Source organism: Borrelia sp. RT5S (genome assembly GCF_021165755.1).
Lineage (GTDB): Bacteria > Spirochaetota > Spirochaetia > Borreliales > Borreliaceae > Borrelia.
Genome location: NZ_CP088938.1, coordinates 15,890 through 27,771, shown reverse-complemented (window position 1 = coordinate 27,771; position 11,882 = coordinate 15,890). Strand labels below are relative to the sequence as shown.

Below are 11,882 nucleotides of genomic sequence, written 5' to 3'. Positions count from 1 at the left end.
TTTTATTTAGTACAGATGTGTTGACCGCTGCTGCACTAAAATATACTCTTGCTGCACTAAAACTTACACTTGTTGCTTTAAAATATACAAAAGATGTATATGAAGTTTTGAAAAAATACATTTGCTGCACAAAAATATACATTTGCTGCACTATACTTGTGATAAGTATAATTCTACTATTTGATAATAACAAGTACTAATGTTATAATTATTTTGAGGTCATTTATGCAAGCACAATCTTTAAATACTGAAGTTCTTACTAGACAACATGTAACTCAAGAAATTATTTATGATGAGTTTGTAAAGTTAGGTATGCAGAAGTTTGTTGCTGATGACTTATCTAAACGGTACTATCACAATGAGCTTACTTATAAGGACTTGGAATATTTACAAGATAAATTCGATTTAAAGTTGAAACGTTTAGAGGATAACTTAAAGCACGAGATCGCTGCTGTTAGAACTGAGTTAAAGTATGATATTGCTAGTGCTTCAAAGTCTATCAAGTGGATGTTTGGTACCATTATTACATTCAATATTGGTCTTTTCTTAACTTTAATATCAATGCTTTATACCCTGCCTAAGGGATAATTCTTTGATAATAACAAGTACTAATGTTATAATTATTTTGAGGTCATTTATGCAAGCACAATCTTTAAATACTGAAGTTCTTACTAGACAACATGTAACTCAAGAGATTATTTATGATGAGTTTGTAAAGTTAGGTATGCAGAAGTTTGTTGCTGATGACTTATCTAAACGGTACTATCACAATGAGCTTACTTATAAGGACTTGGAATATTTAGGGGATAAATTCGGCTTGTTATTGGAAAACTTAGAGGACAGATTAGATGCGAAGATTGATGCTGTTAGGACTGAATTAAGGAGTACTTCAAACTTAATTAAGTGGATGTTTGGTACCATTATTACATTCAATATTGGTCTTTTCTTAACTTTAATACCAATACTTTATACCCTGCTTAAGGGTTAATTCTTTGGTCTCCTACTGTGTTTTTAAATCCAATGACCAGCCTATCATTATTCCTTATTGTAGAGGGGGTCAAACTCCTTTTCCTGGTACAAAACACTAATAACCTGTCCTTCAATGTCATATTTTGATACTGCTTACTTCTTTCTTTTTCTACTTCATCCATATACATTCCCTAGAATCATAATACAGTTTTATTGTTCAAGTCTCTACTTCTTCTTGCTCCAAGATTTTGTCTTGCTTACTAAAAGTTTACAAAATGCTCTATATCTATTCGCAAGCGTTTGGTTATTATCTATTTTGGGTAGTAAAAAGGGCAAACATGTGGAACTCCATTAATAAAAACTCAACAGGTTCACTTTATTAGTGTCTCGCCTGCTGCACAAGAAGATTTTCTACAAGTATATAGTCATACCCCACCCATATGTCATGGCTTAGCATCTCAAAAGATGTTTTTATATTTTTCGATGTAAAGATAACTTTAGTCAAAATTAAACTGAAAACAAACTCTATTGTGGAGGCCAAGATCAAATTCCCCTTGGAGAAGTTTAATCAAGCCTGCCGTTTCTTCTCACATACCCAAGATGTATCGTTAAACTAAATGTTAATTTTTAAAAATTGAAATTCAAAAATTATTCAAATGATATAACTTGGTTGACAAAAAAGCCATTATGTGTTCTAATTTTATTCTTAGTTTTAAGGAAGTGTCTCAATTTAGCTCCCTTTTTCCAATGGGTGTTGGGATATGCCTTGCATCTAAGATTAGCTGGTTTTGGTAACGCATTGGGTCAATCGCGGAGGGTCCTGTTGTTCCTGTACGGCAGGGAACACCGGAATTGAGAGTGATGACGAATAGACAGGTAGTAAACCGTGGTAGGGCGACTGGTTTAGTCGCCACTTATTGTAATTCTTCAGTCGCACCCTGGTGATCATTCGCTGGTGTGCGGCTTTTTATTTGAAAGAATTATATGTTTCACGGTTGGTTTCCTATGCAAAAGTCATCATACGTGGCGCTTAATTAATCTAATCTTTTTTTGATTTTCCTCTATTCTTAAGAGTGCACCCAGTTATAGGGGTGGTTTAAAGCTTTATTCTCTACCCCTTTAATGTAAAATTAATAAGACTATAGATACTCGAGCTTTATCCTTTTTTAACCTAGTCCAATCAATAAACGATGCTCAAATATACGCCAAGAATAAACAAAAATACAATAAATTGCTTTACCGAAATACAATATCTCAAGCATATGAAATTTATTTAAATCATCTTAATAGTAATATCTTATTAATATTAATTTATCTAATAAATCTCCATCTTAGTTGTCAGCACAACATAATTTTAGATATAATTAATTCCATGAATAAACCCCAATTTAATTTTGTTTTAAAAAATTCTGCACTGATTTTAGTAGATATTCAAAACGATTTCCTGGAATCAGGCACCCTCCCTGTGCCTCAAAGTAACGAAATCATTCCTTTACTAAACCAACTCCAAAGCTGTTTTGTTCATGTTGTCGCCACTAAAGACTGGCATTGCAAAAACCATATAAGCTTCTTATCAAAAAAGAATAACAAAGGCTGGCCTGAGCACTGTGTTCGAAACACGTGGGGATCAAATTTCCCGAACGATTTAAATACCGAAAAAATAAAAGCCGTCTTTTTTAAAGGCCAAAATGAATACTCTGATAGCCACAGTGGATTTTACGATGACCATACAAAAAGTATTCAAACAGGTCTTCTTACGTACCTTAGATCTAACTCCATCGACACGGTCTTTGTAGCAGGCCTGGCGCTAGACCTCTGTGTTAAGGCAACAATAATCGACGCCCACAGTCTAGGTCTACGGTCACACTTGGTTGTTGACGCAGTGAGAGGCACATCTCCCTCCCCTAAAGTAACAATACAAGAGCTCAAACAACTAGGGATCTCGACCTGCACGTCAAAGGACATCCTCAACATGCCCCAAACATCCCCATGAAGCCTCAAAGCACAAAGGCACTATCACCCACCAACTCTAAATTTTACTTAAAATCTCTTTATGGTCGCCCTTTTACTAAAAAAAGATAACCACACAGAGACTAACAAACATGCCCATAATGGTGAGCTTGTAAAACCTGTTATTCACCAACAGATATAAAATTAAGGTGCAAATTTCAAAAAGTAAATGCAAGAACTGAAAAAAACCTCCCATAGATATATGAAGATTAAAAACAAGGCCTTTTATCCCATTAAAAAGGTATGCTACACACACAGTCAAACAAGAACATACAATTATTGACGTCATAAAACCTCCGATGTTTATTGCTTCAATTTTAGCTCAGCTTTTTTGAAAAGCTAACTCAATTATTTTATTACTCATTAGCGAAACTTAAAACCAACCTACAGCGTCTTTAAAAAGGAACATAATCTTTTTACATAATCTTTTTATTTATAACCCAATAGTATTTAGTGATAAGGTAGGGCGTAAAGAAAGTCAATATACCAATGAAGTTATTAATACGGACTTATGAAGGATTTTATTATATTGTCAAAGAACTAATCTTTAATATTGAAAATATATATTTCCTTTTAAAGGAAAAGAGGATTTAAAATAAGAAAATATCAAAAATAGAATCAATCATCCTGTAGATGATATTCAATTGGGTACAAAAGTCCGTATATTCCTTTTTAGAGTTATCTATTAATGGAATAGTTAACACAATTCTTGTAATGGCAGCCCTAAATCATGCATTATTGCACTTATAACTGCACCGAATAAAACAAACCCATTAAGAGCACATGCTGTGCTTTATGAATGTGTCTCTTTCCTGTCTTTGCTTTTTTTAATTAGCGTATAATCTCGCCCATGTAATTTACATTTCTTGTGAGTGAAAAAGAGCAGCTTTAAGGCATATTTGACATATTTTTATCTGCTTTTCTTAAAGGGAACTGACATATTGACTTCCCTAGCAGGGATAAGTGGTGTGTTGTACCGGTAAGCCCAAAAGACATCGTCCCAGTAAATCTAGATGTGACATACCACTTGAAAAGAAAAAGAGAGCTGTTTTTTTAAGCAAGTATTTAATCTATTCTCCCCTTTAGGCAGTAAAAAGGAAAAGCCTGTAAGCTCTCCTACAATTATTAAACCCGAAGAGTTCATTTCACTCTTTCTTCATTTACTTATTTACTTAATTTAACCAATACCAGATTAATTTATAAGTTTAATGATGTCCACTGGCATTCCCCTAGCCAACCCGCAGCAAAAGATTATGGTTAAACAAAAGGATAATAAGTTAATTATTTCTAATCTTATTTCCAGCGAAGAGATTAGAAAACACACTCCTTGTGATACTAAAATGGCAGTTAATTCTATCAGATTTCTTGAATATAAAAAGACTGGTTTTTATATTATTATTTGTAAACTCAATAAAGCACTTAAACGCCTATTTGACCCAGGCATTGCTACAAAACCCTTAAGCAAAATATATTCACTTATCATGATTAAACAATTGGGCTGCACTTTAGAGACACCCCAATGAATCGCAAGATTTCACTTACGTTTGTCCCTACATTAAATATTACTAATAAGATAAACTACATTAACTCGTTTAAACCTTTAAACTTGGAAACATAAAACAAGTGTTTCTAGATTTAAGATTTGCCTGCCCTTTTAATAAAGATTCAAGCTCCTTAATACTTCACTCATTCTCTTTCCTAATCCTGTCGCGGCTATTAAGTGTAAGGAAAGCTTCCCTTATTAACAAATCCAAAGGTACTCCAACTAGAACAACTATTGGAGAATATATAAGCACTAACACCTAGCTTTAGATTACCCACCGATTAGTGAAGTATTTGTTTACTAAGATTTCTACCTTGTTCTTCAGAAATTTATTTCTCGTGCGGAGGGCATCGGTTTTATGCAACAAAATACTATATTAAGCTTAGCGAACCCCTCTGCTTCTCCCTATATTTTACTAACGGTTGTAATAATGGATCTGTGGATTTCAATCTGCGGGGTACCCTGTATTTTATAAATTAATGAGGTGTTTGAATGCTTTTTATCATTACTTGCGTGCAGTTGTCTTGATAAGCAATGAACTTTACGCATAAAGTGCTTTGTTGGGTACAAATATTTAAACATACAAGCAGAAACGCGGTGCGTAAGGCTTGATAAGGATTGATTGTGTGAGTGTTGCCGCACGGCGTATCAAGCTTGTAACAGGATGAATGCACAATTTCATAGGTATGCTTGTTGCATTTCAAAGCTTAAGTCTTACTCGCAAATCGTCTTCGTACATCCACAACTTTCGTTGCATCCCCCCCTTTTTGCGATCCTTGACCTTAACTTCTGCCCTCCTATATCTACAGCAGCCTTCCTAGGTAATTTTACTTCCTCAGCTCTAGATTTTAAATCCCCTACAGAAGCTTATCTTTACAAAAAATAACTAAAATACCGTCTGAAAAATTAATAGAAAGTCCATAATTAGTTCCTGTCTTTAAAAAACTACAAGAGATAAATTTGCCATTTAATTCATTTCTGGCAAAAAGGAAAAAACACCTTCTCTTTTCTTGGGGCCCCTAAAACAAATCTCTAACCACCCTTAATTCGGATAAGCTTCAAAGTCACCCTTTCATAAAGATATGATATATAGTTCTTCCTATCCTTTCCGGTAATGAAAGATTTACAAAAGAAATAAAAACCTGCTGGCATCCCTAAAAGGTATGCCAGCGCAAGGAAAATAAACCCTTATCAAGTTCAATATATTTATTATCTACAGCTATGCCCACTTTTGTCTAAAACCCTCCTAAATCGAGCATTAACCTAATATTCCTCTTGTTAGCAAGATTATTAGTGACATCATAAAGTAACCATTGGTTCTTCTGTTGGAAATTTAATATTAAATCCCCTAAAGAATCACCTTTCTGCATAATGCCAACCTCCGATGTGATAATATGTTTTAACAACAAAAATTTCAAAAAGTACTATTCTGTTTTTCAGGTCATCACAATATTATCTAATAACCCATTTACAAAATTTTATAAACAATATACTATATTCTAAATACAGCATATAAAAGGAGAGAGAATGTGTGTTTTTTAAAAGACCCAAAGATAGTGAGTGTATCTAAAATATTTTTGGTGCTATTAGTTGCATCGTGTTCTTCCTTAAAGTCAGAACATGATGAATTTAATAGCAAGCTGAGAGTATATCAGAATTTAAACAAAAACTGTGATCTGAAGGGTGTTTTTGACTACAAAAACAAGATAACAAAAATTTTTCTGCACACTAATTTCAGAAATCATAGCGTGGTGAAACAGTCGCCTCTGAAGTTGCCGGATGGGACTAAGATTGAAGGTAAGACAAGGCATGAGCATAGCAGTAATATTTTTGCTGGGAGCTGGATTAATTATTCCTCTTTTAGTCTTAGTAAACTTGCCTTAGAGAAGATATTAGGAGAGGAAGAACATGTTTACAATAAGGAATATGCAAAAATCCAAATTGGATTAGAAGAAGTTCAGATCAAAAAGTCTAAAATTATAGATTTTCTGTCTATGATTAACGAGACTGAAAAAAAATACTCTCAAAACATAAGGACTAAAAGTAAGTAGGCCTTGATTTCTACTTACTTTTAATTTTCCTGTTACATTATTAACGAACTAGAACAGAGAAGAATGCGTGCTACAATGCATGCCTTCTTCTCTGTTCAGGATTCATTTTGAGAAAACGGATTTAATAAATAAAGGTCACTCGAATCAGTAGGCTTACACTAAAGACTTTACAAGGACGTTCTTGAAGAAAAACTCTCAAACCGATAAATTGGATAAAATGACAAAGGCCACCCTAGGCAGCCTACATATTATTCTAATCAAACAATAAGAGTGAGACCTTAAATCTCAGTCTATACAATAATTATAAACTATTTTATTTTTTTGTAAAGCCTTTTATTCGTTTTTCTTCTATTAATTCTTCTATTAAATTGTAACTATCCATAAGGGTATCTGCAACCACTCCAAATTTTTTATAAAACGAAACGCGATTATCTAAAACACAGCTCTATTTAACCTGTTTTAATTCATTGTACTTATTTTTCATTTTATAAAAAAATTCTTTCTCTTCTTTATAAATTTCCTTAAGCAAAAACCCAACAAATTTTGTGTCAGACTTATAGACATGAAAACACTCTTCGTCATCGAATTGAAGCCTTAAAGACCTTAAAGAATTGCTGTCATTCTTACTACCCTTGTTGCCATCATCCAGTACCTTAATCGCATAATCAACTCCTCTGCTTAAGATTAAATCATAGTCAATCTTACCACTATCAATTCCTACCACCAGCTTAATATACCTATATACAGAAGTTTTAGCTATCCTATAGTCCCTTATAAAACCCGCAAAACTTTTATACCCGTCAAGGGCATAATACTTACTTTCATTAATTTCCTTCAATATTCTAGCTGTTTCTATTTTATTGTAAGACTCTTCCTTGATTAAGACTTTAAGTTTTTCTTTTAATGTTATGTATCTTGCCTCTCGTGTTTCATTTTTTTTCTCTACTTCGCAAGCTTCTAAATCAACCCTTCTAACTATCTCTATCTTTTTGCTCTTATTCATTGCATTCCTCTTTTGAAGTAGTTCCGTTTGGGACAAGTAGTTCCATTTGGGACTACTTGTCCATCTTGCTTAAAAATTTTCCCAATATTTCTTCATAAGCTTTATAATAATCCTCATTTGGATTAAAGTCATCCCTATAAAAGATAGTCTTTCTTAAATTATCTCTCTTAGGTACACTTCCCAAAAACCTTTCCTTATATTCATTTTCAATAAACTCCCTTAATTCTTTGTCTATGTTTTGTCGTTCTACCAAATTAGTTATTAAATAAAACGTAGGTAATTCACTTCTAAATATATCCCTTAACCTGTTAGTCATTAAATCCAAACTTTCAATCGCCCACTGGTCAGTTGGTAAGGGTATAATTAGATAATCTGTAATTATTAAGCTATTATTGAGCAAACTTCCTAAGGTAGGCGCTGTATCCATAATAATAAAATCATAGCTAGCCTGCACATAGCTTAAAAATATTTTAAGTAGATTTTCCTTCAAAGATATACTTTCCTCGTTAAACTGACTTAAAGTCAAATGACTTGCTATGAAATCAATATTATCACTTATACTTATAACCACATTTTTAATGTCCATTTCTTTTTTTAATACCCTGTATATGTTACACTTTCTGATATCTATATTTTTACTTCTTATAAAATTAATATAAAAACTCGTACTACTCGCCTGTGGATCTAAATCAATTAATAAGACTTTATAACCTTTACTTGAAAGGATATTACTAAAAAATAAAGCCGTCGTACTTTTTCCAACACCACCCTTAATTGACGCTATAGTTATTATTTTTGGTTTCTTTCTATCCATTGCAATATTCCCTTGTCCTTATCATATTCTTTTCCATAGAACTGATAAACTTCTTTTTCCAACTCTAATATTCTACTCAACAAGGAATCGTAGAAAATTTTTTGCTTATTTTCTACTTTTAAAAATGTATATAGACTTCTTAAATAACAAAAAACACTTCCCTTTTTAAACCTAAATTCGATATAAAATCCCTTGGCTATTCTAACAGTTTTCTTCTCTTCATTTTCCTCGTAATTTATAATAAATGGTTTTGGAAACCTTGTAAACCCGTAATAAATTCCCTTAAACTTGTCTCCATCTCTTACCTTAAATATATGTAAACTTTCATACTGATCGGGGTTAAAAACATTTCTGAAACAAATCCAAAATTTACCTTTGTTTGGTTTTGCCTCAAAGTTACTTATCACACTGTAAATTTTTGTGTGATACATTGTTCTGCTATTTTTCTCTTCTATTTTTTTAAAAAATTTATTATTTTTATCCTCTATTTCTGCCTTTCGTGCTCTTAATTTTGCCTTAAGCTCATATATCGCTTTTTCCATTTTCATGCTCTTCTTCTAATTAAAGACTCCTAATGTTCATACTTGGTATTAATTCAGCTACTCTTTTAATATCATTTGGACTGTCTATATAGTTCATTATCGGGGTAACTCTTTTAATACAAGTAGAATACATCTCCTGTTTCTTTGTCTTATTTCTGTCTTTAAACTCTCCTATTATCAGGTTAAAATCTGTCTTTGTATGCTTCTTCGACATAAACCACACTTTATTTTTTTTCTCTTTAAGTTTATTCTTAAAGAAAGTTAATGCATCCCTTTCTTTATATTCTATTAGCTCTTCCATATAATCTTTTAGATTCCATAATGTGTTCTTGTAGCTTACGTCCGTTTGCACAATTTCCCTTAATTCAACCAGATCTTCTCTCATAAAATCTTTAAATTTGTATAAGATAGACTTTTCTAGTGCTTTTCCTTTGTCTTTCATAGTCTTTATCCCAGAATTCTTATTTATATTGTTTTTAACTTGTTTATTACTTAAAAGATGTGAAAAACTCTGATGTGAATTTTTGAATTTTTGTGTCTTTTCTCTTAGTTGTTCTTTTTTTACAGCCTTGCTTATTTCTAGATCTTTCCTGCTTTTCCTTTCGCTGAAGTAAGCTTTGCTTATTACCTTGCTGGCTACCTTTTCAAGGGTCTCATTGATTATGTAATGAGTAAAACTTCCATTATTTTTCCCAAGTGGATTAAAATTTGTTTTCAGGAGACCTAGTCTTTCAAAACTTTTAATATCGTTTTGTATGGTCCTTTTTGTTACCCTTTTAAATCCTTTCCTTTCCAAGATTGAATTCACCATTGAAACAACATTTCCTAAGGAGTACCTTCTGTTATTTTGAAAATAATTGCAGCGTAACCTCTGGATTACCCAAAACACCTTTAATCTTCTATCTACTACTTTATTAAATGGATCCCTACTGATCTTTTCTTGTCTCATTTCAAACTCCTATCGTTCGACATTTTTATCTTTAAAAGAACACTAACATTCTAGTTAAATGCTAGTAAAAAGTAAAGTCCTCATTTGAATTTATAAAAATACAAATACTATGTACTAAATCTTAAATTTAAAAACGTGTTTATACTTTTTGAAGTGTTCTAATTGACTTGTTAATTTCTTTTAGAAAAGTTAGGAGGAGGGGCTTATAAATTTCAAATACAAAGTCTTTTTTTTCTCCGTAGGCTTTAAGTTTAAGTATGTAATTATTATCAATATCTCTTGACATGTGAAGTATTTCTTGCGGAGTTAAGATAATATTCAGTGTTTCCTTTGTTTCATTATTTTCTTCACCAGTTCTTTCTATATTTTTTATTTTTAGATTTTTATTGTCGCTGTTGTATATAGAGTGAAATAAATACCATTGATTAGAATACAAGGTTATGTTTAAAAATAATATATTTAGGTCTTCATCTGGATAATAGTTGGAGATGATGAATACTTTGTAGTCTCCCTCAGGACTGTTTGGATTGGCAAAAAAACGAGGAATTTCCATGCTATAGACATATTGTCTGTTAAATTCATCATATTCTTCTTTAAGCTGTGTTTGTTCGATTTCTTTTTTTTTTTGTTCTATTCGTTTTTCGAAGAAACTTTTTGAAATCTCTTTTTCTTTGTCAAAATCTTTTAAGAAATTTGCAATGTATCTTTTTTCTATTTTAACTGTATGTTCTAGTTTAAAACTATCCCTAAAATTTACGTCAATGTAATTCCCTTGGCTTGTATCATGAATTTTAGTTAATAATTCTCTTGAATTGATTGGGTTGATTATTAACTTGCTTTTGCTAAACGTCGACTCGGCTGTTATTTTTGAATCGTATTTCTGATAGTCGAATTTTCTTTTATTTATTAGAAATTCTTTGGGGTTAGTGCTGGTATCTAGTTTTAATCCTTTCTTTTGAATATGTATTACCATTTTAAACTTTTCTTCTTCTGTTAATGGGTTATAAGCACCCAACAGGGAGAGTTTATCTTCATAGTTTCTACCTATTACTGAATCTTCTTGATTGTTTATATTGCCTGATATATAACTCGTGTTATGGAAATTGAAATTTTCATTTGGGAAGGAATTGCATCCCAGAACTAAGACAAATATCAAACCATATTTACATAACTTCATAGTTACATTCCTTGTGTATATTTTATATTATTTTATTATAATGTGATATAGATTCTAAATTGTTTTTTGTTTTAAATTAGGTATTATTTTCAGGATGAGATTTTGTATTGGGGTTTTTTGAAAGAAAGTTGTAATAAATTTTTATATTTAATCTTGGTTTTTGTATTTTGTTCCTGTAATTTTGACGGAGCATCAGGTTTTGTTATGTCCTTAGAGGATGCAGTAGGTTTAGAAATTTCAGGCTATGAACATATAGGTGGTAATAAGTTTAAAACCCGTGTTCATGTTAAAAATTATTTTGATTCTGTAAAGGATATTAATGGTTACTCTTATTATTTTGTATTAGACAAGAGAGAAGGCAGTGTTAGTATGCAGCTCACATTGTGCTCGAAAATAGCAAGTTTACTAGATTATAAGTTCGGGATTCTTTTTAACTTAGGGTTTAAATTGAGTTTTGTAAATGTTAATTCTGATTCATTTGAGTTTAAGGTTGAAAAAATTCTTAAAAGCAATCAAAATACTGGAAATGTTTTTGATATGGGAGATGCTGTAATAACGACTTCCCATGCCTTTAGTTTAGATCAGGTAAGAGCAATTAATCGTGAATTTGAAGCTAGGAATTATAATAATGATATTAATTCAAGCACAAGTGAACTTATGTATTTCGTGGGGGATCCTGAGTATTATGCTATGAAAGAGGCCTATATTGTTCTGTATTATTATGTCTTTAAGGCGATAGAGAAATATATGCAGGAGTAAAAAATTAACAAGATTGGGTAATATTTAATATTTATTAAATGGGTTTATAAACACAAGGTTTATAC

12 protein-coding genes are annotated in these 11,882 nt (G+C 31.7%); 6 read left to right on the top strand and 6 right to left on the bottom strand.

Translation table 11 applies throughout. From position 1 onward, the window contains the following. Positions 1 to 225: 225 nt before the first annotated feature. Together bdr (LSO06_RS04765) and bdr (LSO06_RS04760) are read left to right on the top strand one after the other, a co-directional pair. Positions 226 to 588: a Bdr family repetitive protein gene (bdr, locus tag LSO06_RS04765; protein ID WP_231760960.1), complete on the top strand. Its 363-nt coding sequence runs from the start codon at positions 226 to 228 to the stop codon at positions 586 to 588. Between the two features lie 49 nt (positions 589 to 637). Beyond that, the gene (bdr, locus tag LSO06_RS04760; protein WP_231760959.1) at positions 638 to 988 is read left to right on the top strand and encodes a Bdr family repetitive protein; all 351 of its coding nucleotides are present in this window, start codon (positions 638 to 640) and stop codon (positions 986 to 988) included. Here bdr (LSO06_RS04760) and LSO06_RS04755 read toward each other — a convergent pair. Continuing rightward, positions 978 to 1,151, bottom strand: coding sequence for a hypothetical protein (locus LSO06_RS04755; RefSeq protein WP_231760958.1), 174 nt, complete (start codon positions 1,149 to 1,151; stop codon positions 978 to 980). The two genes, bdr (LSO06_RS04760) and LSO06_RS04755, sit on opposite strands and share 11 nt — an antisense overlap. A 1,190-nt stretch (positions 1,152 to 2,341) precedes the next feature. Here LSO06_RS04755 and LSO06_RS04750 point away from each other — a divergent pair. The 3 genes from LSO06_RS04750 (at position 2,342) to LSO06_RS04740 (ending at position 6,573) form a co-directional block, all read left to right on the top strand. Then, complete coding sequence (locus LSO06_RS04750) at positions 2,342 to 2,962, top strand: isochorismatase family protein (RefSeq protein ID WP_231760957.1); 621 nt, start codon at positions 2,342 to 2,344, stop codon at positions 2,960 to 2,962. 1,228 nt (positions 2,963 to 4,190) lie between these two features. After that, complete coding sequence (locus LSO06_RS04745) at positions 4,191 to 4,502, top strand: hypothetical protein (RefSeq protein WP_231760956.1); 312 nt, start codon at positions 4,191 to 4,193, stop codon at positions 4,500 to 4,502. Positions 4,503 to 6,051: 1,549 nt separating this feature from the next. Beyond that, positions 6,052 to 6,573: an oligopeptide permease-like protein gene (locus LSO06_RS04740; protein ID WP_231760955.1), complete on the top strand. Its 522-nt coding sequence runs from the start codon at positions 6,052 to 6,054 to the stop codon at positions 6,571 to 6,573. A gap of 445 nt (positions 6,574 to 7,018) precedes the next feature. On the opposite strand, the gene LSO06_RS04735 is transcribed toward LSO06_RS04740, so the two are convergent. From LSO06_RS04735 to LSO06_RS04715, 5 genes are all read right to left on the bottom strand, one after another. Next, entirely contained in the window at positions 7,019 to 7,576 is a 558-nt protein-coding gene (locus LSO06_RS04735; protein WP_231760954.1) for a chromosome replication/partitioning protein, read from the bottom strand. A 52-nt stretch (positions 7,577 to 7,628) separates the two neighbouring features. Continuing rightward, on the bottom strand, positions 7,629 to 8,390 hold the full coding sequence (locus tag LSO06_RS04730) for a ParA family protein (RefSeq protein WP_231760953.1): 762 nt from the start codon (positions 8,388 to 8,390) through the stop codon (positions 7,629 to 7,631). Then, a complete protein-coding gene (locus LSO06_RS04725) occupies positions 8,366 to 8,932 on the bottom strand; it encodes a DUF226 domain-containing protein (protein WP_231760952.1) in 567 nt (188 codons plus the stop codon). Before LSO06_RS04725 ends, LSO06_RS04730 begins: the two co-directional genes overlap by 25 nt. Before the next feature lie 19 nt (positions 8,933 to 8,951). After that, a complete protein-coding gene (locus tag LSO06_RS04720) occupies positions 8,952 to 9,881 on the bottom strand; it encodes a plasmid maintenance protein (RefSeq protein ID WP_231760951.1) in 930 nt (309 codons plus the stop codon). 139 nt (positions 9,882 to 10,020) lie between these two features. Continuing rightward, positions 10,021 to 11,058: a hypothetical protein gene (locus tag LSO06_RS04715; RefSeq protein WP_231760950.1), complete on the bottom strand. Its 1,038-nt coding sequence runs from the start codon at positions 11,056 to 11,058 to the stop codon at positions 10,021 to 10,023. A gap of 204 nt (positions 11,059 to 11,262) precedes the next feature. On the opposite strand from LSO06_RS04715, the gene LSO06_RS04710 reads away from it, so the two are divergent. Further along, complete coding sequence (locus LSO06_RS04710; protein ID WP_231760949.1) at positions 11,263 to 11,817, top strand: hypothetical protein; 555 nt, start codon at positions 11,263 to 11,265, stop codon at positions 11,815 to 11,817. Positions 11,818 to 11,882: the final 65 nt, after the last annotated feature.